We start from the raw sequence: 21,841 nt of genomic DNA, 5'->3' as shown, positions 1-21,841 counted from the left end.
GGTTTCTCCTTTGCCAGGCATGGGCCCGGTCGCGCCGGGCGTGAGGGTTTACTTGATGAAGTTGTATTGCAGGCTGCCCTGCAGCCGCACCGTGTCCGCGCGTTGTCCGCTCTGCTGTTCCAGTTGGCCGTACAGCAGTTCCATGCCCATCGTCCAGGACGGGGCCGGGCTCCACAGCAGGTTGAACACCCCGTAGCGGCTCTGCCGGAAGGCGTCGGCCGCCAGCGCGGCATTGCGACCGCCGGTGAGCTGGCCGTAGATCAGGTTGGACCGCCACAGCGGCGACCAGTAGTGCGTGTAGCCCACGAAGCCGCCGTACAGCGACAGCGCCTGCAGGCGTCCGTCGGCCGTTACCACCGCATCCATGCCCGACCCGGTGAGGTCGGCGGTGTAGCGTCCCAGGCCCTTGCCGCCCAATGCGCCGAACAGCAGTAGATCCTGCTCGCCCACCGACGCAGAGCCGCTCAACTGCACGCCACCGCCGAAACGACGGCCATCGCCGTCATCGCCGTCGTAGCCCAGACTGCGCGCAACCGCCCCCAGCTGCAGGTGGCCCCAGTCGCGTTCCATGCGCGCGGTAACGGTGACATCGGGCAACCGGTCCACCGCCATCACGCCGTCGGCCGGTGCGCTGAGCTGCGTGTCCGGGTCTTCGGCGGCCACGGTCAGGGTGTTGCCCTTGCCCAATGCGAAGCTGTGATGGATGCCGGCCACCAGCAGATAGCCCGCGCCGCCCGGCCCGGCAAAGTCCAGCGTGTCGGGCAGGCTGTCGGCATCCATGAACGTGGAATAGCCGTACCCGGCGTAGGTGTTGCCGAGCTGGCCATAGGCATGGCGAAGCCTGAACTGGTAGCTGTCGCTGCTGCCGAAGAAGTCGTTCTCCAGGTAGAAGCGCAGGTTGCCGTGCGTGGTCGGGCGCCGCGCTTCGAAGCTGAAGCGGGTCTGCTTGGCATGCAGGGTGAAGTTGGACACATCGCGGTGCGCGCTGCCTACCGGGATCGACGAGGTGACGAACTGTTCCTGGTCACCCGCTGCGCGCGCGTCGGCGATTGCATCCAGCTTGGCGTAGCCACCGATGCGGATCAGCGTATCGGTGCCGGGCACGGCGAAGAAGCCTTTGAGATCGGGATCGGTCGGTCCGGCAGCACTGTCCGGGCGCGAGGCGGCACTGGACGGATCGGCCACCGAATCGCGCTGCGGCAGAATCGCCTGGCCGCTGCCGGGGACATGCGCTGCGCTGCCGGTGGGTGCGGAAAGCGAGGCAACCTCGCCTGGAGCCGGGATTACGCGTGTGGGCGTTGCTGCTGCGGAGGGGGTCGTTGTCTGCCCCGACTCGATGGCATCCAGGCGCTTTTCCATCGATTCCAGCGTCTGCCGCAGCGACCGGATCTCCTGACGCAGCGCCTCGGCCGAATCCTGTGCATGCGCCGGAACAGCCACCAGCGCGAGCGAACCTGCCAACGTCAAGACAGCCAGGCGCATTGCATCCTCCATGAATCACAGACAGTGCTGCCCGTCGACGTCGCGAGGCGACGACGCAGGTACCGGCGTGGGATTCCCTCCTCATCCCGGATCGCATGTCGCGTTCGGCATGCATACCAGCGGCTTGAGTACCAATGGCGAGGTGAGAGGTTCGTGAACGTTTGCGGGCGAATCGATGACCGACCCGCCGTGCGACGTGGAACCAGTAGAACTACTGAGGAATCCCGCATGCGCTACAGGCTAGTGCGCGCCGGATTTTCTTCCTTGATCCAGATCAACCGGCGCTGGCGATACCACGGCGCGGCGGTTCGGCGCGCCGGCATTGCACCGGCGCGCGATATGTAGTTGGGCTGTGCGACTCAGCGCGGGCCCATTACCACGTCCATGTCCGGCCCCTGCGGCATGCCGGCACGACGCTGCAGCATGCCCTTGTCATCCTTGAACAGAATGCCCGGCGTGCCCTGGAAGCCCATCTCGATCATCAGCACCTGGTTGGCGTCGAGCTTGTTGGCCACTTCCGCGGTCAGGTTCGCCACCGGCTTGATGCCGCCCTGCTCAAACCGATGCTCGTTCTCCAGCAGCGCCGCACTCGGGTTCGGCGCGGTGAGGATCGCCGCCGCCTTGGCCGGGCTGTCCTCGCGGATCACGCCAACCATCACGTGGCGCAGCTGCACCTTGCCGCTGTCCACCCACGGCCGCGCCGCTTCCCAGAACCGATGGCAGTACGGGCAGTTGGCATCGCTGAAGGTGTACACCACGCGCGGCGCGTCGGCGCGGCCATCGCGCACCCAGGCGCTGGCATCGAGCTTGGCCCACTGGCGCGCGGACATCGGCGCGGCCACCAGGCGCTCCACCGGCTCGGTGCCGATGTCCTTGCCCTGGGCATCGAACAGGCTGCCGACCAGGACGTGCGTGCCATCGGCGGTGACGTACGCGGCGGCCGGCTGCTGCCCGCCCACCACGCCGGCGAAGCCGCGCAGGCCGCCGGGCGCATCGAACTCGCCCATCACCTCGAAGCCCTGTTGTTCGATGCTCTTGAGCACGGCCGGCCGCTCGCCCGGCTTGCCGGCAGTGGCGGCGGCAGGCGCCTTCGGCGCCTGGGCCTGGCTGCAACCGGACAGGCCCAGCAGCAGCGCGGCGCTCAGCACGGTACCCAGCGCAGGGAAGGATGTGGACAACATGGCAACTCCCGGGATCAAAAGACAAAAGAACCCGCGCGGCTATCGCAGCCGCACGAGCTTGGATTCCAGACCGGCGGCACTGAGTTCCCCCAGGTGCACGTCACGCAACCGCCCGTCGCGATCAAAGAACAGGGTAGTCGGATACGCCTGTACCTGCAGCGCGGCGGCGGCATGCATCGGCTCGTCCAGCAGCACATTGTGCAGCGACAGGTGTTCAGCCTTGAGGAACGCCTGCACGTCTTCAGCGGTCTCGCCCTGGTTGGCGAACACGAAGCGCAGGTCGGGATGGCGTTGCTGGGCGCGGGCCAGCACCGGCATTTCGCGCCGGCACGGGCCGCACCAGGTGGCCCAGAGATTGACCACCGTGGGTTGTGCGTGTGCGCCGCCCAGCGTGTCGGCGGTACCGTCCAGGCGGGTCAGCGCCAGCGTGGGGAGTGCGATGCGATCGCGCTGCAGCCAGCCACTGCCCACCGACAGCGCGGCCCAGCACAGCACGCCGGCCAACGCGCCGGCCGCGACCGGGCGGCGCAGGTGCGGCCAGCGCCGCAGGCGCCATGCGCCCCAGCCCAGGCCGACCAGGATGGCTGCCCATGCCAGGAAACCACCATCGCCCAGGCGCAGCACCGCCCAGCCATCGTGGCGGTAGTCGGCCCAGTAGCGCAGGATGAAACCGAGACGGCCGGCCAGCAGGCCGACCAGCAGCATGTCGAACAACACACTGCGCGGCGTGGGCGCGTTTTCCTGCGGCGCACCGCGCAGCGCGCGCGCCACCAGCATCGCCACACCCATCGCAACCAGCACCCACACCACCACCAACGGCACCGGGCCGACACTGCTGATCATCGTTTCGCTTTCGGTATCGGGCCGACCCGCATGGTCCCAGCATGCGCCGATGCGATCAAGCCGCAGCGCCGCACGTCATGCCGCGCGCATGGTCTCCACGACGCGCGCCGGGGCGGTTGCGATGCGTTCGCGTCGCTGGCTGACGATCTGACGCCGGTAGCGCGCCGGTGTGGTCCCGACGATGCGCAGGAACAGCCGCCGGAACGCGCTCTGGTCCGAATAGCCGACGTGCCAGGACACTTCGTCGATCGCCCCGCCCGCCTGGAACAACATCTGCGCCTTGGCGATGCGCAGCCGCTGGCAGTACTCGATGGGCCGCATGCCCGTAGCGCGCAGGAAGCGGCGCTGCAGGGTACGCGGCTCCAACCCCGCCGAATCACAGATGTCCTGCAGGCTCACCCCACGCGCTGCGATGCCGTGCAGCCAGCGCTGCGCCTTGAGAATGCAGCGGTCGCCGTGGGCGAAGTTCGGGCTGAAGCGCTCCAGATCGTCCTGCACGGTGCGCGGAATCACCAGCTGCAGCTGTTGGGACACGGACGACATCACGCTATGCCCATACACCCGGGCGAGCAGGCGCAGGCTCAGGTACTTCCAGGCATCGGTGCCGGCGGCGGTCAGCAGATCGCCATCGTCCACCAGGGTGCGTTCGCTGGGCAGCCAGCTGGGCACGATCGCGTTCAGTGCCGCATAGCGGTCAAGGCTGGGCAGGCGCACCGGCCGCCCGGCCAGCACGCCGGCACGGGCCAGCAGCAGCGCGCCCTCCTCGCACCCGGCCAGCAGGCTGCCGGCATCGTGGCAGTCGCGCACCCAGGCCAGCAGTTCCTCGCCGGCCACCGCCATCGCCCAACCCGGTTCGTTGCCCGGCAGCACCACCACCGCCGGCAACGCCTCGCCGAACAAGGTGGCACCGGCCATGCGCTGCATTCCGCCGCCCCGCGGACACAGGGTCCAGCGGGTGACGAGCATGCGCGCGCCGGGTCGCCGCCCGGCCGCCGCAACCCGGTTGGAGAGCTGGGCCAGCTCGGAAAGCACCGTCGCCGCACCGCGGATGCTGCCGGCGTACTCGAGCACGGCCACTTCCATCAGCGTTGGCGCAGCCGGCTTGCGCCGCGGCGGAAGGGAGTTCAACGAGGTGTTCATGCAACCTTGCTCCAGCAGCGTTACCCGTCATGGGGGGGCGGGAGGCGCTTCCGCGCACGCCCGATCAACAGTTCGCTGGAGGTTACGGACGGCATCGCGGGCCATCCATGAAACTAATTGCATATTTGCAGGCAACCGTGCGCAGGGCCGCCCAACGACCAGACCCTTGACCCTTGACCCGACTCCAGGGTCCACAATGGCCGCGATCTTCTTCCGAGGTGGTCATGAACATTGGACAGCTCGCGCGCCAGGCCGGCGTGCCCATCGACACCGTGCGCTACTACGAGCGGCAGCAGCTGCTGCCGACCGCGCGCCGCAGCGCCGGGGGCTACCGGGTGTTCAGCGACGACGACCTGACCCGGCTGCAGTTCATCCGTCGCGCCAAGTCATTGGGTTTCAGCCTGGAGGAAATCGGCGAACTGCTCTCGCTCAGCGACCAGCACGGGCAGGACATGGCGCAGGTCCGCATTACCGCGGTGCAGAAGCTGCAGGACATCGAACAGCGCATCGGCGAGCTGCAGCGCATGCATGGCGCACTGAAGCAGCTGGTGGACGCGTGCCCCGGCCACGGCGAACGCGGCCAGTGCCCGATCCTGGCCGCATTGACGGCGCCGCACCAATAGCCGCCCTGCCCTCCTGCACGGCAAGGGTGATGCTTCGCGTTTTCGGCGCGACCGGCGTGAATGCAGTTCAAGCAATGGATGAGAAATTTCGTGCAGTTTTCTCTTGCCAATCGAAAACGTCGTCGCTATGATTTCGCTCCTCACGACGTGGGGCCATAGCTCAGCTGGGAGAGCGCCTGCATGGCATGCAGGAGGTCGGCGGTTCGATCCCGCCTGGCTCCACCACTTCAATCATTAGGCCGATTGAAGCAACGTGGGAAAAAATTCGGTTTTCGTGCGTCCCCATCGTCTAGAGGCCTAGGACATCACCCTTTCACGGTGGCGACCGGGGTTCGAATCCCCGTGGGGACGCCAATTGAAACGCAGAACGCCCCGGTCTTGGCCGGGGCGTTTTGTTTGACACGAATGCTGTCGCGATCCAGATTTTTTTCAGGGTTGTGTCAGAGAAAAGACTTGGCGAATGCATCGCACACGCGTAGAATTCCGCCTCCAGCATCGTGGGGCCATAGCTCAGCTGGGAGAGCGCCTGCATGGCATGCAGGAGGTCGGCGGTTCGATCCCGCCTGGCTCCACCACTCCGGACATTAGGCCGTCAGGAGCGCTGAAAAATTTGATGAGTTTATGCGTCCCCATCGTCTAGAGGCCTAGGACATCACCCTTTCACGGTGGCGACCGGGGTTCGAATCCCCGTGGGGACGCCACTTATCAACGAATACCGAGGCCCGGCATGCCGGGTCTTTTTATTCACCGCCCTCTGCGGGTTTCGAATGTGGTCTTCCACAAACGTGAACAGGCAGGTATACTAGGCGGCTCGCGGTACAACGTGGGGCCATAGCTCAGCTGGGAGAGCGCCTGCATGGCATGCAGGAGGTCGGCGGTTCGATCCCGCCTGGCTCCACCACTTCTCCGGACACAGGCCGTCCGATAGAAGAAAAATTCGGTTTAACGCGTCCCCATCGTCTAGAGGCCTAGGACATCACCCTTTCACGGTGGCGACCGGGGTTCGAATCCCCGTGGGGACGCCAGCTTCAACAGACAGCCCTGACTTCGGTCGGGGCTTTTTGTTGGCGCCAGCCTCAAAAAAAAGCTTCCCATCCGGCAAAAGCATCGCTATGATAGGCGGCTCGCAGCATCAACGTGGGGCCATAGCTCAGCTGGGAGAGCGCCTGCATGGCATGCAGGAGGTCGGCGGTTCGATCCCGCCTGGCTCCACCACTTCTCCGGACACAGGCCGTCCGACAGAAGCAAAAATTCGGTTTAACGCGTCCCCATCGTCTAGAGGCCTAGGACATCACCCTTTCACGGTGGCGACCGGGGTTCGAATCCCCGTGGGGACGCCAGCTTCAACAAACAGCCCTGACTTCGGTCGGGGCTTTTTGTTTGTGCAGGTTTCTCCGCGTGGTCAGCACACCACCTTGGCCATGCCCACCGACCTGGGGGCGGTCTGGGCGAATCCGAACTGCGCGTACAGCCGATGCGCCTGGCCATCGGCGATCAGACTGACGTACGCGCCGACCGCGTTCGCGCGCAGCCAGACATCCAGCGCGCCCATCACCGCCTTGCCCAGCCCCTGCCCCTGGCGATCCGGAACCACCGCGATATCCACCACCTGCAGGAAGCAGCCGCGGTCGCCGACCAGTCTGCCCATCGCCACCAACCGTTCGCCGTCACGGATGCTCACCCCGAAGACCGTGTTGGGCAGGCCCAGCGTGGCCGCCTCCAGCGATTTGGGGCTCAGGCCGGCGAGCACGCGCAGTTGGCGGTACTCCTCGACAGTCGGTGGTACGGGATGGAGCTGCAGGCCGGCAGGCAGGGACATGGGCGATTCCTCGGGATGAACAGGGCGGTAGCATGACGCACCCCATGCGCACCGGGTGAGACTCACCCGCCTATGCTGTTCCCCTGCCCGCCACCGCCATCGCCATGTGCTACTCCGCCCTGATCCGTGCCGACTACACCAAGCTTGTCCGCGAGTACGGCGCCGTGATGTCGCTGGACGAATTCGCGCAGCTCTACGCGCACGATCCGGGCAAGGCGAGGCCCAAGACACCCAAGGCGATGGACGACGGGTTTGCCGGCGCACGCACGTCGCAGGGTCAGGACATCGTGGCGAAGATCCAGCAGTGGCACGCCGAGGAAATGCGCGCGCTCGACGAGGAGATCCGGCTGCAGTCGGCGCGCCTGGCAGCGGCCGACGCCCAGTTCGCCGCCCGTCCCTCGCAGAAGGCGCGCAACGAGATACGCATTGCCGGCAACCGGATCGAGCGCGCCCAGGCGCGCCTGGATGACCTGCACCGCACCGGGCTGCTGCCGCGCGACAGCCGCATCTTCCCCGGCGTGTATGCGCCGGTGATCGTGTCGGAGGGCGGCCAGCGCGTGATCAAGCCGATGCGCTACCAATGTCGCCTGCCGGACGTGCCGGCCCGCAACGACGTGCTCTACCCGGGCACCTACAATGCGCGCCGCGACAGCCTCGGCGGCTACTGGAAGCCCGCATTCGGTCATCGCCACGGCGTGGTGGTGGTGCAGGCGTTCTACGAACACGTTCCGCGCCATGCGCTCGAGCACCGTGCGCTGGCACCCGGCGAGCGCGCGCAGAACGTCGTGCTGGAGTTCCGCCCGCAGCCGCCACGCGACCTGCTGGTGGCGTGCCTGTGGTCGGAATGGGAAGGACCGGAAGGCCGGCTGCTGTCGTTCGCGGCGATCACCGACGAACCACCGGTGGCCGTGGCCGCCGCCGGGCATGACCGCTGCATCGTGCCGATCCGGCCGGAGCACCTGGACGCGTGGCTCAATCCAGACCCGGCCGATCTGGCCGCGCAGTACCGCATCCTCGACGACCGCGAACCGGTCGACCTGGGCTATCTCGAAGCGGCGTGACGCATGCCGCTGCCGGCGCATCAGCCGGCGACTGAATCGCCTTGGCGTGCTCGCTCGAGCGCGGCCGTCAGTTCAGCGGTCAGGTACGGCTTGCTGAGGACGACGCCGGTGCGGAACGTGGGCGGCAGATGATCCGGCGACATGCCGGTTGCCAGCACGAAGGGAATGCCACGCGCGGTCAGACCGGCAGCCACCGCCTCGCTGGTTTCGTTGTTGGCCAGGCGGTAGTCGAGCAGCGCGACCTGCGGCGCGGTCTCGCCCAGCAGGCGCAATGCCTCGGACACCGATGCCGCCAACCCGACGACGACCGCGCCGGACTGTACCAGCTGCATCTGCAGCAGGGCCGCGCTCATCTCATCGTTTTCCACCACCAGCACCCGTAGATCCTGCAACGCGCTCATCCCCGGCTCCCTGTATGGTTCAGCACGGTGATTATAGCGTCCCACCCCGATGAAGGCGGCCGTCACACTGAAGCGTTCAGGTCTCCCCACAGCACCGGGTTTTGTATACACTACGCGGCCAGCCAGCCGAAGTGGCGGAATCGGTAGACGCAGCGGACTCAAAATCCGCCGCCCTTAAAAGCGTGTGGGTTCGAGTCCCACCTTCGGCACCATTGGAACGATACGCTCCGCACTTGCCGGAGATGAGACCCCGCCTCGGCGGGGTTTTTCGTTTACGCCGGACGACCCGCACAACGGCGGCTGGAAACAGCAGGATCACATGGACAACCCGCGTCACCCGTTCGACATCAACGAGCGTGTGCGCCAGATGGGAGCTGGGAAGCATGACATTACGCATTACCGTGGCGCTGGCCTGCCTGCTTGGCACGGCATCTGCTCACGCGATTACGGTGGAGAGCTACGAACAGCTCAAAAAGAAGGCCGACAGCGATATCACGGTGAGGATGTCGCTCTTCAGCTACTTCCAGGGCGTCTCCGAAGCCTTCCTGGCGACCACGAATGCCACCACCGGGCAGATCAGGCTCCGCTCCGGCGACACGATCTGCATGCCCGCCGGGGTCAAGCTCAGCGCCGACCTGATGGAAGCTGCCGTGCGGCAGGAGATCTCCGACCACCGTGCGGTCCACATGCAGACGCCCGAGTGGGACCAGATCTACGTGTCGATCTACGCCGGCTATGGCCTGGCCCGCATGTTTCCCTGCACCCGGTAAGCACCGGGACCAGGCATCCGTCTACGCCGGGGCGTTCGCTGCCGCCGGCGGCACCGCCCCATGCAGGGCACTCACATCCCGGGGACTAGCTTGATGGCCGGATGCATCCCACCTGCCAGAGGCGACGACCGTGCCGGACACCGGCCTGTTCCACCTGTTCGAGGTCAGCCGCATCCCCGGTGCGGCGACGCAGACCACGATCAACGCGATCCTGTGCGTTCGTGCCGAGTGCCTCAACTGCCATCAGACCCTGCACGCCACGGCGCCGCCGGCACTGTTGAACATTTCAGGTGGCGGGGCGGTGCTGGAGTGTCCGGTCTGCTTCAGCCGACAGCCCATCTCCGGCGCCCGCTTCGTCGACTTCCTTGACCGCTATCCGCACGGCTGCCCGCCGCGCTGAGTACACCCCACACGCGTCACCCGGTCAGGGCTGCAACACGCGCGAACAAAACGTGCTCGATGGGGAGAGGCCGTTGAACCCCTGGTACCGCTCGCAGCAGCAGAACGCACGCACCATCTCGCGCCCGATCGGATCGTGGGAGCGGATCTGCGCCTGCCGCAGCAGCGCGGAGACGGCCGGTCGTCCGTCATCGGCAAGAATGTGGCCCACCGCATCGGCAGCGATGGCCATCTCCAGAGCCAGGGTGTCCTGCGTGCGTCGAGCACCATCGCCATCGCTGGTGATCACATCCACGCGCAGAAGAAAAACGAATGCCGGGGACGCCCCCTTTGGCGGGTTCCGCGTGACCTTTGCCAGGATGCGCACACTGTCCTCACAGAACGCGTGGAACGTGGCTTGCGCGTCCGGCCCGACCTTTTTCAACGTCAGCGTCGCGCACGGCGCGCGAACGTCATTCCGGTAGTCGACTGCCATCAGGTGCCGGCTCATCTTCCGCAGTCGCGTCTCGACAACCGCGCGATCCGCGCCGTCCCTCGCCGCCGCCGCGTCCGTCTGATCACCGCGCTTGCGGTTGCCGCGACGTACGAATCGCAAAGGGCGCAAAAGGAACATCGCTGCACCCGCAGCCGCGATGCCCAGCAGGATCGCAATCACCACCACCACCTGCATCGCCCTGCCCCGCCGCTGTCTATCCCAAACGGCGGATTCTAGGCCGCGCATGCACGCGTATTACGCCGGTGGACAGAAAGTGCGTGCCAGACTGCAGCAGGACATGCAGTAGCGGGGCGTTCCGTCGACCGCGCAGATTCCGCGCGGCGTCGTGATCGGCTCATCACGTCCTCTCGCACGCGTTGCCCGCACGCCAACTTCATCAACCAGTGTTCTTCCGTGCGCTTGTTTGCACTGCTTTTCCTTCTGCTCCTCTCCATGCCCGCTTCTGCTCGCGGTCGTTCGGCGAACCGCGTGCGCACCCAGCCAGCGCATCCTGCAGCGCGCTGCTGACCGAGCGCCTGTTCAGAGGCCCAGCGCCAGCACGACCGCCCACACCCATCCCTGTTGCATTCGCGCGCTCCCGTCCCTCCGTTGGACGCAGGAGCATCCCAGAGGCGCGCGCGATGTGCAGCCGGTTCAGCTGCGCATCGCGCGGGCGCTCACACCAGCCGCAGTACCGGCTGTCCGCCCTGCATCGCCTGCCGCTGCGTCTGCGCCACCGCCGCATCCACGCGGAACCCGGCCACGGTCTGCAGCAGCTGGGACGCCTGCTCCTCCATGCTGCGTGCGGCTGCCGATGCTTCCTCGACCAGCGCCGCATTCTGCTGGGTGCCTTCGTCGATATGCTCCACGGCGCGGTTGATCTGCTGGATGCCTTCGCTCTGCTGCTGGGCGGCAGCGCTGATGTCGCTCATCAACGCGCTGACGCGCTTCACGTTGACCACGATTTCGGTCATCGTCCGCCCGGCGCTTTCGACCTGTGCGGTTCCCGCGCCGACCTTCTCCACCGAGTCGCCGATCAGCTGCTTGATCTCCTTGGCCGCATCGGCCGAGCGCTGCGACAGCGAGCGGATCTCCGAGGCAACGACCGCGAAGCCACGGCCATGCTCGCCGGCCCGGGCCGCTTCCACTGCCGCGTTGAGCGCCAGGATGTTGGTCTGGAACGCGATGCCGTCGATCACGCCGATGATGTCGACGATGCGCCGCGAGGAGTCGTTGATCAGCGCCATCGTCGCGACCACTTCGTGCACCACATGCCCGCCCTGGTCGGCGACATCGACCGCGCCGCTGGCCAGCGCGCTGGCCTGGCGGGCGTTGTCGGCCGTGCGCTGCACGGTCGCGGTCAGCCCCTTCATCGACACGGCGGTTTCCTCCAGCGACGCGGCCTGCTGCTCGGTGCGCACCGACAGGTCGCTGTTGCCTTCGGCGATCTCGCTGGCACCGACCGCGATGGTGTCGGCAGCGAACTTGATCTGCCCGATGATCGAGGCCATCGCCTCGACCAGCGCGTTGATGCCCTCGCACAGCTCGGCGATCGGGCCGCTCTTGTCGGTCGTGGGAATGTGGCCGGCGAGGTCCCCGCCCTGCGCCGCCGCCACCACTTCGCGGGTCTGCGCCACTGCCTGCTCCAGGGCAAGGCTGGCGCGTACCTGTGCGGTGACATCGGTGGCGTACTTGACCACTTTGAACGGCCGGCCGTTCATGTCGAAGATCGGGTTGTACGACGCCTGGATCCACACCTCGCGCCCATCGCGCCCCAACCGCTTGTACTGGCCGGCGTCGAACTCGCCCCGCCCCAGCTTTTCCCAGAAGCGCTGGTACTCGGCACTCTGGCGGTAGGCGGTCTCGGCAAACATCGAATGGTGCTGGCCGCGCACCTCTTCCAGGCGGTAGCCCATCACCGCCAGGAAGTTGTCGTTGGCGGCGAGGATGCGCCCGTCCATGTCGAACTCGATCACCGCCTGGGATTTGCTGATCGCCGCCAGCTGGCCGGCGAAATCGGCCGCCTGGAACTTCTGCGCGGTGATGTCGGTGGCGAACTTCACCACTTTGTAGGGCCGGCCATCGCTGTCGAACACGGGGTTGTAGGACGCCTGGATCCAGATCTCGCGACCGCCCTTGCCGACCCGGCGATACTGGCCGGCATCGAACTCGCCGCGCCCGAGCTTGGCCCAGAACGCGCGGTACTCCTCGCTCTGCGCCTGCGCCGGGTCGACGAACAACGCGTGGTGCCGGCCCTGGATCTCCGCCAGGGTGTAGCCCAGCGTCTGCAGGAAGTTGTCGTTGGCCTCCAGGATGGTGCCATCGAGGTCGAATTCGATCACCGCCTGTACGCGGTGCAGGGCCGCGACCTGCGCCTCCAGCGCCGCCTGGTGGCGGGCGGCCGCCCCGGTCCGGGCCTCCGTGTGGCTGCGGCGGGCGCTGAACAGGCCGCGCAGGGCGCGCCAGGGCGAATCGACGGCGGTGACCGACAGCGGTGCGGGCACCGGCGTATGCAAGCCTGAAGTAAACATCGTATGACCTCGTGTCCGATAAGCGATGGCGACGCCGGACGGGATGCCCGGCGCGGGTGATCAGCTGGCTTGGGACGCACGAACATCGTCAGTGGAAATGACGCGACTTCTAGTGGCATTGCACGACCGGTACACGGTCGAGTGGATCTGTCGATCAGATAGGCTGCCAGGCCCCCCTGCCACGCAGGGGGCAACTCCGACCGATATAGCGGCCCTTCGCCGGGAACCTTTAGGGTGACCGATCAATCGGCATGGCGGGCTCAGCCCTCCCCGGCCTCGCTGGTATCGCCACTGTCGAGCGGGTCGAACGGCCCCTCGCCCAGCGCCTCTACCTGCACGTTGTCGCGCCCCGCGGCCTTGGCCCGATAGCACTGCGCATCGGCGGCCGCCACGGCGTCATCCACGCTCATGGCGCCGCCCAGAGCGGCAATGCCGATGCTGGCCCCCACCGCCAGACGCTGCCGGTCCCACGGGATGGACAGCGCGCGCAGCGCGTCAAGCAGGTCACTGGCAATGCGCCGCGCCCGCTTGAGCGAACAGCCCGCCAGGATCACCGCGAACTCGTCGCCACCGAGCCGGGCGACGATGTCTGAATCGCGTACGCCATGCCGCAGCAGGCTGGCCACCGCCCACAGCACGGCATCGCCGGCGAGGTGGCCATGCGTGTCGTTGACCGGCTTGAAGTGGTCCAGATCGATGTACATCAGCGACGCCTGCTGCCCGGTGCGGGCCACGTGGGTGATCGCCTGCTGCAGGTGCGCTTCGAACCCGCGGCGGTTGCTCAGTTCGGTCAACGGATCGACCTCGGCCAGATGGCGCGCTTCGCGCTGGCGCGCGCGCTGCTGGGTCACATCGCGGATCACCCACACCGCGCCGCTGATCTCGCCATCCTCGCCACGCAGCCAGGCGCGGGTGAGGTCCACCGGCACCCGTTGGGCACCCACCGCCAGCAGCAGGTCCGAATGCAGGTCCACGGCATTGCTGTCCGGGTCCAGGAGCACGGCCAGCTCCAGCGGCGAGCGTGGCGCGTACTCGGTGGTCAGTTCCATCAGCTCGGCCAGCCGGCCACCGGTAAGCGCCTCGGCACCCGCCCCGGCCAGGGCCCGGGTCGCGGCCGCGTTGGCGTACTGGACGGTGCCCTGCAGATCCAGGGTCAGGACCATGTCGGCCACCGCATCCAGGGTGATCCGCGTGCGCTGTTCGGACTCGCGCAGCTGCTGGCCGCTCTGGCGCTGCGCGGTGACATCCTGGATCTGCGAAACGAAATGCAGCGGCTCGCCGTTGCCGGCGCGCACCAGCGACACCGACAGCCGCCCCCAGACAATGTTGCCGGCCTTGCCCAGGTAGCGCTTGTCCATGTGGTAATGATCACGACGGCCGGCCAGCAGGTCGCCGACCAGGGTCAGATCGGCGTGCAGGTCTTCGGGATGGGTCAAGGTCTGGAAGTCGATCTGCAGCAGTTCGGCCCGGGTGTAGCCGAGGATGCCGCAGAGGGCGTCGTTGACGTCCAGCCAGCGCCCTTCCAGCGACACCAGCGCCATGCCAAGTGCAGCCGAGGAGAACGCGCCGGCAAACTTCTCCGCCGCCACATAGGCCTGCTCGCGGATCGCCAGCAGCGGGGTGATGTCCACCGCCATGCCGACGTAGCCGATCCGCGTGCCGCTGGCACAATCCAGCGGGCTGATCGACAGGCGCACCTGGCGGCGCTCGCCATCCTTGCGCACGAAGGTCCACTGGTGCGACCAGGTGCCCCGCGCGGCGCGCGCGGTCAGCGCATCAAAGATGCTGGGCAGCGCTGCGCCGTCGCCGGCATCCTGCTGCAGGTAGGCGCGCATTTCCTCGGCATCGTGGAAGAGGCCGGGGTTGACCCGCCCGATCACTTCTTCGGCACTGTAGCCCAGCAGCTTCTGCGCGCCGGTGTTGAACAGGTTGACCACGCCATCGACGTCGGTGGCGATCACCGCCACTTCGTCGGATGCATCCACCACCGCCTGCAGGCGCTGGCGCATGTTGGCCGCATCCTGGCGCGCGTTCTGGAGGTCGGTGACATCGGCATGCGCGCCGGCCATCCACACCGGCAGGCCCTGCGCATCCCATTCGTAGATGCGTCCGCGGTCCTGCACCCAGATCCAGTGCCCGTCCTTGTGGCGCATCCGGCACAGGCTCTCGAAACGCGGCGAGCGTCCTTCCAGGTGCTCCTTCAGCAGTGCGTTGGAGGTGGCCAGGTCGTCGGGATGGACCAGCTGGAAGAAGGTCTCCGATGTGATCGGTGCCAGTTCCTCGCGGGTGTAGCCGACGATGTCGGCCCAGCGCTCGTTGACCCGCATCTGCCCGGTCTGGATGTTCCATTCCCAGGTCCCGGCGGCGATGCCGTCGATGATCTTTTCCATGCGGCGATGCTGGTCGGACAGATCGTCCGGCGGGGTGGGAACGCTGCCCGGCTCGCGGCTCATGGCGCCCCCCGGGGGCCGGGGGCCGACGCGGCAGCTGCGTGCGCGGCCCGGGCATCTGCCCGGCCGTACGCCCTGTTCCTGATGTCCGCCATGTCCCCTCCCCGCGACCGCGCGCCACGCCGTGCGGCCATTCAACGGGAAGTGTGCTTAAACCGGAGTCAAACCAGAAGTACCCCGGTCAGCAGGCACGCCTGCGGCACGGCGGCGCAACGGCCAGCCGTGGCCCCGCAGCGGCCGGCACCCCACAAAAACAGGCCTGCGCGCTGCCCATGCCGCCTGCCCGGGACCGCGGTCGGCGGGGGGCAGTCCAGGGCGGGTGGCCTACCCCGAGGCACTCACCACTCGGTTTCGCGGCCCCCCCCCGTCCTCTGGCCGGGGATGGGGGTGGGGTTGGCCACCCCCGCGACCGGCGCCGCCCCCGGGGCACTCAACCGCCGCGTTTTGCGCGGGCGAAGGCGTCGGCCAGGGCATTGTTGGCCGGCGGCGCGGCGCTGCCCGGGCGCGGGCCGGACGGGCCACCCCGGCCGCCGGGGCGCGGACCACCGCCGTCGCGACGGGGGCCGCCGGCCGGACGCGCATCGCGCTCGCCGGGGGCCTTGGCCGGTGCCGGGGTGTCGTCGAGGCGACGGGTCAGCGCGATCCGCTTGCGGGCCACATCGACTTCCAGCACCTTCACCTTGACGATGTCGCCGGCCTTGACCACGTCGCGCGGGTCCTTGACGTAGGTGTCCGACAGCGCCGAGATGTGGATCAGGCCGTCCTGGTGCACGCCGATGTCCACGAACGCGCCGAACGCAGCCACGTTGCTGACCACGCCTTCCAGGATCATGCCGACCTGGAGGTCCTTCAGCTCTTCCACCCCGTCGGCGAAGCGCGCCGCCTTGAACTCGGGGCGCGGGTCGCGGCCGGGCTTTTCCAGCTCCTTGAGGATGTCGCGCACGGTCGGCACACCGAAGGTGGCATCGGTGAACTGCTCGGCCTTCAGGCCGCGCAGGAAACTGCCGTCGCCGATCAGCGCCTTGATCGGGCGTGCGGTGGCCGCCACGATGCGCTCGACCACCGGATACGCTTCCGGGTGCACCGACGAGGCATCCAGCGGCTGGTCGCCGTCGGCGATGCGCAGGAAGCCGGCACACTGTTCAAAGGTCTTGTCGCCCAGGCGCGGCACCTTGAGCAGGTCCTTGCGGCGCTTGAACGGACCGTTGTCGTCACGGTGGCGCACGATGTTCTCGGCCACGGTGGACGACAGGCCGGACACCCGCGAGAGCAGTGCGGCCGACGCGGTGTTGACCTCCACGCCCACCGCGTTGACGCAGTCTTCCACCCGCGCATCCAGCGCGCGCGCCAGGCGGTACTGGTCCACATCATGCTGGTACTGGCCCACGCCGATCGCCTTGGGCTCGATCTTGACCAGCTCGGCCAGCGGGTCCTGCAGACGCCGCGCGATCGACACCGCACCGCGGATCGACACGTCCAGCTCGGGGAACTCCCTGGCCGCCAGCTCCGAGGCCGAATACACCGACGCACCGGCCTCGCTGACCACGATCTTCTGCAGCCGGGTGTCGCCCAGCGCCTTGATGACATCGCCGGCCAGCTTGTCGGTCTCGCGGCTGGCGGTGCCGTTGCCGATCGCGATCAGCTCCACGTTGTGCCTGGTGCACAGCTGCCGGATTGTGTTCAGCGACTGGTCCCACTGGCGACGCGGCTCGTGCGGGTAGATGGTGTCGGTGGCGACCAGCTTGCCGGTGGCATCGACCACGGCGATCTTGCACCCGGTGCGGATGCCCGGGTCCAGGCCAAGCACGGTCTTGGGGCCGGCCGGCGCGGCCAGCAGCAGGTCCTTGAGGTTGTCGCCGAACACCGCGATGGCGTCGGCCTCGGCTTTTTCGCGCGCCTGGTTGAACAGGTCCAGCAGCAGGTGCATATGCAGCTTGGCGCGCCAGGTCAGGCGGCAGGCGTCGAGCAGCCAGCGGTCGCCCGGGCGCCCGGCATCACGGATGCCGGCGTTGTACGCCACGCGACCCTCGGCGTACTGATGCCCGGCCTCGGCATCGCTGCCCGGGTCCAGTTCCAGGAACAGGATGTCTTCGCGGCGCGCGCGGAACAGCGCCAGCAGGCGGTGCGAGGGAATCTTCGCCAGCGACTCGGCGTGCTCGAAATAGTCGCGGTACTTGGCGCCCTGCTCTTCCTTGCCCTCGGCGACACGGGCGCGGATCACGCCGTGCTCGCCGAGCCAGCTGCGCAGCTCACCGACCAGCGCCGCGTCCTCGCCCCAACGCTCCATCAGGATCGCACGGGCGCCTTCGAGGGCTGCCTTGACGTCGGCCACACCCTTGTCGCCATCGACGAAGGTCGCGCCGAACACCTGCGGGTCCAGGCCGGGATCGGCCAGCAGGCCATCGGCCAGTGGCTCCAGCCCGGCCTCGCGCGCGATCTGCGCGCGGGTGCGCCGCTTCGGCTTGTACGGCAGGTACAGGTCTTCCAGGCGCGACTTGGTGTCCGCGCCCAGAATCTCCAGGCGCAGTTCGTCGCTGAGCTTGCCCTGTTCGTCGATGCTGGACAGCACGGCAGCACGGCGGTCTTCCAGCTCGCGCAGGTAGGTCAGGCGCGTTTCCAGGTTGCGCAGTTGGGTGTCGTCCAGCCCGCCGGTGACTTCCTTGCGGTAGCGGGCGATGAACGGGACGCTGGCGCCTTCGTCCAACAGGGCGATGGCGGCACGCGCCTGGGCAGGCTGGGCGCCGATTTCGTCGGCGATGGTCTGGGCGATCTGCTGGGCGAGCTTGATGTCAGGCATTGCTTCCGGCCGGAGCCACGTTACGGAAACCCCGATTGTGGCAACGCAGGGCGGCGGGGGAAACCCGTTGACAGCCGCCCTCCAACCTGTCGCCGATGATCTGTAGCGGTAGGTACCGATGCACGGCCGCGGTAGGTACCGATGCACGGCCGCGCCAGGTACCGATGCACGGCCGCGGTAGGTACCGACCGTTGGTCGGTACCGCTCAGCGGTAGTGCTGCGCCGCGCGCACCTTCACCGATTCATCCAGCAGGGATTCCAGGGCCATCACCCGCACCCGGCCCACGCCCTGCAGTTCCATGAACCGCTCGGTGTAGATCTCCGGCCCCTGGGCGGTCTCGGCGCGGGATTTGCTGAAGCCGTGGGGCACCAGGCCCTTGTCGCCATCCTTGCTACCACCGACATAAAGAACAATTGCCATGTGATGTACTCCTCCAAAAAGCATCGTGCATGTCCAACAGCGTGCAGCTTACCGCGCCAAACCTGACTGATACGTCATTCAGCGTAATAACGTTTGTTTGCATGCAGATGACGTCGCGTTACCGACGTTTTACTTACATCAAATTAACGTATCACTAACATTGCGACCCTCACGGCCACCAGCCGCGCCCGGTCATTGCGTACACATCGGCCGCACGCTCGAAGGGATTGCGCGCACTCACGCCGCCGCACAGCAGGTACACCGGCAGGTACAACGGCCCCAGCACCATGTACTGGTAGACATGTGCGCGCTCATGGTCATGCAGGCCGATGACCGGCTCGGTGCAGTGACCGGCCTGATGCGCGTAGGTGCGGCACGGCACGTCCAGCACCGGGCCGGTATGCAGGATCACGTTGCCCAGGGTGATCGCGCCGCCCGGTCCCCACGGCCAGTCACGGAACACCACCGCGCGGTCGCGCGCATTCCACGACGGACGCGCGCCCGCCACCATCCCCAGCAGGCCACCGAGCAGACCGATCAGGGTGTTGGGCGCGGTCCAGAGCGCGCCCAGCCCCTGCAGGACGCGCAGCGCCAGTGGCGGCAGGATCAATCGGCCTCGTTGGGAATCAGCAGCCAGAGGATGAGGTACACCAGGATGCCGGGAAAGGCAGCCGAGGCCAGCGAGACCACCACGAACACGATCCGCAGCAGCGTCGGGCTCCAGCCGAAACGGTGCGCGATGCCGCCCATCACGCCCGCGATCATGCGGTCGTTGAGCGAGCGCGAGAGCGTACGGGGCGTGGCGTTCATGGCAGGGTCCTCCAACGGTATGAGGGGAATGCTAGCGCGGGCCGGTGTGTATGCGGCGCATGCGACGCCAGACGGTCAGCGTCCGCGCAAGGCCTTCAGGCGCGCGCCGAACCACACCGCTGCGGTCTGCTCGGGCTGGCCCGGGCAGGCGATCCGGTAGGGCTTGCCGCTCATGCTGCTCTGGCTGGCGGCGCGTTCGATGAACTGTTCGGCGGTATCCACCTTGTCCTTCCTGAGCAGGTAGTCGTACTTGCGCTGCAGGTGCGCGCGCGCCTCTACGGCATCGTGCCAGCTCCCGTTGCGCTGGAAGCGGCAGGACGAGCCGTCCAGCGCGCCAATCAACGCGGCGATCTCACGGCGCGCGGTCTCGCTGGGCGCGGCGGAGGCGCCGCCGGCAGCAGCCAGAAGCGCCAGCAGCAGCGCCGTCGACACGCGAAAGTGGGTCATGTGCGGTCCTTCAGCCACTGCGAAATGGTGGCGGGCACCTCGCGCTGGGCGCGGCCGGAGACGTAGATGCCGATGTGACCGCCACGGAAACTGCTTTCGGTGTAGTCGGTGCTGCCAAGCCGGTCGCGCATCGCGCGCGAGGCATCCGGCGGCACCAGATGGTCCTGTTCGGCGTAGATGTTGAGCACCGGCAACGTCACCTTGCGCAGGTCCACATGCTCCTCGCCGATGCGCACGCCGCCGTGCATCAGCCCGTTGCCCTGGTAGAACTGCTTGATGAAGTCGCGGAAGGCTTCGCCCGCGAGATCGGGCGAATCGAAGATCCACTTTTCCATGCGCAGGAAGTCCTCCAGTGCGACCTTGTCATCCAGGATGTCGAGCAGGCCGACGTACTTCTGCACGTTGAGCCGGAACGGCTTGAGCATCAGGTAACTGGCATTCATCAGGTCGGCGGGGATGTTGCCCAGCGTGTCCACCAGCAGGTCAACATCCACATGCCGCGCCCAGTGCGACAGCATGTTGTCGGCGGTGTGGAAGTCCACCGGCGTGACCATCGTGACCAGGGTGGCCAGCTTGTGCTGGCGCAGCGCGGCGTAGCACAGCGCGAACACCCCGCCCTGGCAGATGCCGAGCATGTCGATGGGGCCGCCGGACTGCGCACGCAGGTGGTCCACCGCACCGTCGACGAAGCGCAGCAGGTAGTCCTCCAGCGTCTGGTAACGCTCGGAGCGGTCCGGATAGCCCCAGTCCAGCACGTACACGTCATGGCCCAGCGCCAGCAGCTTCTGCACCAGCGAGCGGTCGGCCTGCAGGTCGACCATGTACGGCCGGTTGACCAGCGCATACACGATCAGCAGCGGGGTGGAACGCACCGGCGCTTCGGTGCCGATGAACCGATACAGCGCAACCTTGCCGTCCCGCCAGACCTCTTCGCGCGCGGTGACGCCGTAGTCCACGTCCTCCACCGACGGCAGCAGCGTCAGCCCGTCCATCAGCTTGCGCTGCATGGCGAGGGTTTCCTGCAGCAGGTCCTCGGCGTTGAATCCCAGCGGGCCTTTCATGGCTTGCGCGTCCGTCGCGTGGGGGCGGCCGGGGCCGGCCTGGCGGTTTTGGCAGGCTTGGTGGTCGCGGTCGCCTTGGCGGCTTTGGCCGGCTTGGCCGGCTTGGGAGCCTTGGGAGCCTTGGGAGCCTTCGGAGCCTTGGGGGTCTTCGGAGCCTCTGCGGGGTTGGTGGGCGCTGTTGGCCTGGCCGTCGCGGCCTTCGCCGGGGCCGCCTGCATCATCCGTCGCACCAGCCGCTCCAGCTCGGCGATGCGCCGGTGTGCGGCATCCATCTCCGTGCGCGTGGGCAGGCCCAGGCTTTCGGTCACGCGCTCGATTTCATGCTGGGTGGCCGCGCGCAGGCGCATCTGGGCATTGCCCAGCGCCGCGTACACCTGCTGGAACGGTTCGGACAGGGCGACCTTCGCATAGGCCTCTTCGGCCGCTTCGATCCACAGGTCGAACATCGCCCGGGCACTGGTGAGCTGGTTGCCCGGCTGCTCGTGCTCGGCCAGGCGCTGCTCGAACAGGGCGAATGCATCGTCCAGCGCCTGCTTGATCTGGTCCACGTAGGCGCTGGAGTGCGTCTGGAACTCCTGCTGGGCACGCAGCAGGGCCTGCCAGCGTGCCTGGTGTTCGCGGCCGGGGCCGAACGCCGGGCTCTGCATCCACGGCCCGAGGTCGCGCTGCAGCGACTCCAGCAGCTTGAGCAGGTCCGGGCCGCCGGCATGGGTGTGGCCTCGCGCGGCCTGCAGCATCCACTGCAGCAGGCCATCGCCCTGCCCTTCGACCGCCGCGCGCCAAGCCTGGGCCACATCGGCGCTGCTGGCGTCGCGGCCGGCAAACTGCGCGGCCACCTGCTGCATGGTCCCGTACCAGCCGCCGGCCTGCTCGCGGAAGCGGCGCACAGCGTCGTCGGCCGGACCGCTGCCCGCGTTGGGCATCAGCTGCGTCCACGCCTCGATCGCCTGCTGCCAACCGCCCGCGCGGCCGGGATCATGGCTGTCGCCAGCCCCCCCGGCGGCATGGCGCAGGGCATCGCCCCAGGCACCGAAATACTGGCGTGCGAGCGCCTCGATATCGTCCGCGCTGCCACCACGGCCCGCGGTACTCATCGGCGGTCTCCAGCCAACGGGCGATTCGACAGGGGC

20 protein-coding genes and 9 tRNA genes are annotated in these 21,841 nt (G+C 67.6%); 13 read left to right on the top strand and 16 right to left on the bottom strand.

Annotated elements, in window-relative coordinates:
- Positions 1-48: 48 nt before the first annotated feature.
- The 4 genes from ACO6VK_RS07665 to ACO6VK_RS07650 all read right to left on the bottom strand — a co-directional run bounded on the left by ACO6VK_RS07665 (position 49) and on the right by ACO6VK_RS07650 (position 4,646).
- Positions 49-1,482, bottom strand: a complete 1,434-nt coding sequence (locus ACO6VK_RS07665; protein ID WP_422506296.1) for a DcaP family trimeric outer membrane transporter — start codon at positions 1,480-1,482, stop codon at positions 49-51.
- A gap of 359 nt (positions 1,483-1,841) precedes the next feature.
- Positions 1,842-2,663 (bottom strand): thiol:disulfide interchange protein DsbG, encoded by an 822-nt coding sequence (dsbG, locus tag ACO6VK_RS07660; protein WP_422506295.1) that lies wholly within the window; start codon positions 2,661-2,663, stop codon positions 1,842-1,844.
- 39 nt (positions 2,664-2,702) lie between these two features.
- Positions 2,703-3,506: a redoxin family protein gene (locus ACO6VK_RS07655; protein WP_422506294.1), complete on the bottom strand. Its 804-nt coding sequence runs from the start codon at positions 3,504-3,506 to the stop codon at positions 2,703-2,705.
- A 75-nt stretch (positions 3,507-3,581) separates the two neighbouring features.
- A complete protein-coding gene (locus ACO6VK_RS07650) occupies positions 3,582-4,646 on the bottom strand; it encodes a GlxA family transcriptional regulator (protein WP_422506293.1) in 1,065 nt (354 codons plus the stop codon).
- A 224-nt stretch (positions 4,647-4,870) separates the two neighbouring features.
- On the opposite strand from ACO6VK_RS07650, the gene ACO6VK_RS07645 reads away from it, so the two are divergent.
- The 9 genes from ACO6VK_RS07645 to ACO6VK_RS07605 all read left to right on the top strand — a co-directional run bounded on the left by ACO6VK_RS07645 (position 4,871) and on the right by ACO6VK_RS07605 (position 6,609).
- Entirely contained in the window at positions 4,871-5,269 is a 399-nt protein-coding gene (locus tag ACO6VK_RS07645; RefSeq protein ID WP_422506292.1) for a heavy metal-responsive transcriptional regulator, read from the top strand.
- A gap of 149 nt (positions 5,270-5,418) precedes the next feature.
- Positions 5,419-5,494: transfer RNA gene (locus tag ACO6VK_RS07640), tRNA-Ala, on the top strand.
- Between the two features lie 53 nt (positions 5,495-5,547).
- Positions 5,548-5,623, top strand: a tRNA-Glu gene (locus tag ACO6VK_RS07635).
- Between the two features lie 145 nt (positions 5,624-5,768).
- Positions 5,769-5,844, top strand: a tRNA-Ala gene (locus tag ACO6VK_RS07630).
- Positions 5,845-5,894: 50 nt separating this feature from the next.
- Positions 5,895-5,970 (top strand) — tRNA-Glu (locus ACO6VK_RS07625).
- Positions 5,971-6,094: 124 nt separating this feature from the next.
- Positions 6,095-6,170, top strand: a tRNA-Ala gene (locus ACO6VK_RS07620).
- Positions 6,171-6,218: 48 nt separating this feature from the next.
- Positions 6,219-6,294, top strand: a tRNA-Glu gene (locus ACO6VK_RS07615).
- A gap of 114 nt (positions 6,295-6,408) precedes the next feature.
- Positions 6,409-6,484: transfer RNA gene (locus ACO6VK_RS07610), tRNA-Ala, on the top strand.
- 49 nt (positions 6,485-6,533) lie between these two features.
- Positions 6,534-6,609 (top strand) — tRNA-Glu (locus tag ACO6VK_RS07605).
- Positions 6,610-6,671: 62 nt separating this feature from the next.
- On the opposite strand, the gene ACO6VK_RS07600 is transcribed toward ACO6VK_RS07605, so the two are convergent.
- Positions 6,672-7,088, bottom strand: coding sequence for a GNAT family N-acetyltransferase (locus ACO6VK_RS07600; protein ID WP_422506291.1), 417 nt, complete (start codon positions 7,086-7,088; stop codon positions 6,672-6,674).
- Between the two features lie 104 nt (positions 7,089-7,192).
- On the opposite strand from ACO6VK_RS07600, the gene ACO6VK_RS07595 reads away from it, so the two are divergent.
- Positions 7,193-8,149 carry an SOS response-associated peptidase family protein gene (locus ACO6VK_RS07595; RefSeq protein ID WP_422506290.1) on the top strand — a complete coding sequence of 319 codons (957 nt, stop codon included), beginning with the start codon at positions 7,193-7,195 and terminating at the stop codon, positions 8,147-8,149.
- A gap of 20 nt (positions 8,150-8,169) precedes the next feature.
- On the opposite strand, the gene ACO6VK_RS07590 is transcribed toward ACO6VK_RS07595, so the two are convergent.
- Positions 8,170-8,550 (bottom strand): response regulator, encoded by a 381-nt coding sequence (locus ACO6VK_RS07590; RefSeq protein WP_422506289.1) that lies wholly within the window; start codon positions 8,548-8,550, stop codon positions 8,170-8,172.
- 125 nt (positions 8,551-8,675) lie between these two features.
- Here ACO6VK_RS07590 and ACO6VK_RS07585 point away from each other — a divergent pair.
- The 3 genes from ACO6VK_RS07585 (at position 8,676) to ACO6VK_RS07575 (ending at position 9,720) form a co-directional block, all read left to right on the top strand.
- Positions 8,676-8,762, top strand: a tRNA-Leu gene (locus ACO6VK_RS07585).
- Positions 8,763-8,933: 171 nt separating this feature from the next.
- Positions 8,934-9,320 carry a hypothetical protein gene (locus ACO6VK_RS07580; RefSeq protein ID WP_422506288.1) on the top strand — a complete coding sequence of 129 codons (387 nt, stop codon included), beginning with the start codon at positions 8,934-8,936 and terminating at the stop codon, positions 9,318-9,320.
- Between the two features lie 130 nt (positions 9,321-9,450).
- Positions 9,451-9,720 (top strand): hypothetical protein, encoded by a 270-nt coding sequence (locus tag ACO6VK_RS07575; RefSeq protein WP_422506287.1) that lies wholly within the window; start codon positions 9,451-9,453, stop codon positions 9,718-9,720.
- A 24-nt stretch (positions 9,721-9,744) separates the two neighbouring features.
- Here the strand turns inward: ACO6VK_RS07575 and ACO6VK_RS07570 are convergent, their stop codons facing one another.
- The 10 genes from ACO6VK_RS07570 to phaE all read right to left on the bottom strand — a co-directional run bounded on the left by ACO6VK_RS07570 (position 9,745) and on the right by phaE (position 21,805).
- On the bottom strand, positions 9,745-10,389 hold the full coding sequence (locus ACO6VK_RS07570; RefSeq protein WP_422506286.1) for a hypothetical protein: 645 nt from the start codon (positions 10,387-10,389) through the stop codon (positions 9,745-9,747).
- A 482-nt stretch (positions 10,390-10,871) separates the two neighbouring features.
- On the bottom strand, positions 10,872-12,725 hold the full coding sequence (locus tag ACO6VK_RS07565; protein ID WP_422506285.1) for a methyl-accepting chemotaxis protein: 1,854 nt from the start codon (positions 12,723-12,725) through the stop codon (positions 10,872-10,874).
- A gap of 260 nt (positions 12,726-12,985) precedes the next feature.
- Positions 12,986-15,178: a PAS domain S-box protein gene (locus ACO6VK_RS07560; RefSeq protein ID WP_422506284.1), complete on the bottom strand. Its 2,193-nt coding sequence runs from the start codon at positions 15,176-15,178 to the stop codon at positions 12,986-12,988.
- 427 nt (positions 15,179-15,605) lie between these two features.
- Positions 15,606-17,972 (bottom strand): Tex family protein, encoded by a 2,367-nt coding sequence (locus tag ACO6VK_RS07555; protein ID WP_422506283.1) that lies wholly within the window; start codon positions 17,970-17,972, stop codon positions 15,606-15,608.
- A gap of 205 nt (positions 17,973-18,177) precedes the next feature.
- Positions 18,178-18,393 (bottom strand): hypothetical protein, encoded by a 216-nt coding sequence (locus ACO6VK_RS07550; protein ID WP_017356979.1) that lies wholly within the window; start codon positions 18,391-18,393, stop codon positions 18,178-18,180.
- 169 nt (positions 18,394-18,562) lie between these two features.
- Positions 18,563-19,003 carry a hypothetical protein gene (locus ACO6VK_RS07545; RefSeq protein WP_017356978.1) on the bottom strand — a complete coding sequence of 147 codons (441 nt, stop codon included), beginning with the start codon at positions 19,001-19,003 and terminating at the stop codon, positions 18,563-18,565.
- Positions 19,000-19,203, bottom strand: coding sequence for a PspC domain-containing protein (locus ACO6VK_RS07540; protein WP_411851293.1), 204 nt, complete (start codon positions 19,201-19,203; stop codon positions 19,000-19,002). Before ACO6VK_RS07540 ends, ACO6VK_RS07545 begins: the two co-directional genes overlap by 4 nt.
- 75 nt (positions 19,204-19,278) lie before the next feature.
- Positions 19,279-19,650, bottom strand: coding sequence for a DUF5329 domain-containing protein (locus ACO6VK_RS07535; RefSeq protein WP_422506282.1), 372 nt, complete (start codon positions 19,648-19,650; stop codon positions 19,279-19,281).
- Positions 19,647-20,711: a class III poly(R)-hydroxyalkanoic acid synthase subunit PhaC gene (gene phaC / locus ACO6VK_RS07530; RefSeq protein WP_422506281.1), complete on the bottom strand. Its 1,065-nt coding sequence runs from the start codon at positions 20,709-20,711 to the stop codon at positions 19,647-19,649. Before phaC ends, ACO6VK_RS07535 begins: the two co-directional genes overlap by 4 nt.
- A complete protein-coding gene (phaE, locus tag ACO6VK_RS07525) occupies positions 20,708-21,805 on the bottom strand; it encodes a class III poly(R)-hydroxyalkanoic acid synthase subunit PhaE (RefSeq protein ID WP_422506280.1) in 1,098 nt (365 codons plus the stop codon). The genes phaC and phaE overlap by 4 nt, the downstream gene beginning before the upstream one ends.
- Positions 21,806-21,841 lie beyond the last annotated feature (36 nt).

This window comes from Stenotrophomonas sp. GZD-301 (assembly GCF_049310345.1).
Lineage (GTDB): Bacteria > Pseudomonadota > Gammaproteobacteria > Xanthomonadales > Xanthomonadaceae > Stenotrophomonas.
This window is presented reverse-complemented; position numbering and strand designations above follow the sequence as displayed.

Coding starts and splice junctions, on each gene's coding strand:
- ACO6VK_RS07595 (WP_422506290.1), top strand. CDS start 7,193: ATGTGCTACTCCGCCCTGATCCGTGCCGACTACACCAAGCTTGTCCGC.
- ACO6VK_RS07665 (WP_422506296.1), bottom strand. CDS start 1,482: ATGCGCCTGGCTGTCTTGACGTTGGCAGGTTCGCTCGCGCTGGTGGCT.
- ACO6VK_RS07650 (WP_422506293.1), bottom strand. CDS start 4,646: ATGAACACCTCGTTGAACTCCCTTCCGCCGCGGCGCAAGCCGGCTGCG.
- ACO6VK_RS07645 (WP_422506292.1), top strand. CDS start 4,871: ATGAACATTGGACAGCTCGCGCGCCAGGCCGGCGTGCCCATCGACACC.
- phaC (WP_422506281.1), bottom strand. CDS start 20,711: ATGAAAGGCCCGCTGGGATTCAACGCCGAGGACCTGCTGCAGGAAACC.
- ACO6VK_RS07550 (WP_017356979.1), bottom strand. CDS start 18,393: ATGGCAATTGTTCTTTATGTCGGTGGTAGCAAGGATGGCGACAAGGGC.
- ACO6VK_RS07570 (WP_422506286.1), bottom strand. CDS start 10,389: ATGCAGGTGGTGGTGGTGATTGCGATCCTGCTGGGCATCGCGGCTGCG.
- ACO6VK_RS07535 (WP_422506282.1), bottom strand. CDS start 19,650: ATGACCCACTTTCGCGTGTCGACGGCGCTGCTGCTGGCGCTTCTGGCT.
- ACO6VK_RS07600 (WP_422506291.1), bottom strand. CDS start 7,088: ATGTCCCTGCCTGCCGGCCTGCAGCTCCATCCCGTACCACCGACTGTC.
- ACO6VK_RS07555 (WP_422506283.1), bottom strand. CDS start 17,972: ATGCCTGACATCAAGCTCGCCCAGCAGATCGCCCAGACCATCGCCGAC.
- ACO6VK_RS07655 (WP_422506294.1), bottom strand. CDS start 3,506: ATGATCAGCAGTGTCGGCCCGGTGCCGTTGGTGGTGGTGTGGGTGCTG.
- ACO6VK_RS07565 (WP_422506285.1), bottom strand. CDS start 12,725: ATGTTTACTTCAGGCTTGCATACGCCGGTGCCCGCACCGCTGTCGGTC.
- ACO6VK_RS07540 (WP_411851293.1), bottom strand. CDS start 19,203: ATGAACGCCACGCCCCGTACGCTCTCGCGCTCGCTCAACGACCGCATG.
- dsbG (WP_422506295.1), bottom strand. CDS start 2,663: ATGTTGTCCACATCCTTCCCTGCGCTGGGTACCGTGCTGAGCGCCGCG.
- ACO6VK_RS07590 (WP_422506289.1), bottom strand. CDS start 8,550: ATGAGCGCGTTGCAGGATCTACGGGTGCTGGTGGTGGAAAACGATGAG.
- ACO6VK_RS07560 (WP_422506284.1), bottom strand. CDS start 15,178: ATGAGCCGCGAGCCGGGCAGCGTTCCCACCCCGCCGGACGATCTGTCC.
- phaE (WP_422506280.1), bottom strand. CDS start 21,805: ATGAGTACCGCGGGCCGTGGTGGCAGCGCGGACGATATCGAGGCGCTC.
- ACO6VK_RS07580 (WP_422506288.1), top strand. CDS start 8,934: ATGACATTACGCATTACCGTGGCGCTGGCCTGCCTGCTTGGCACGGCA.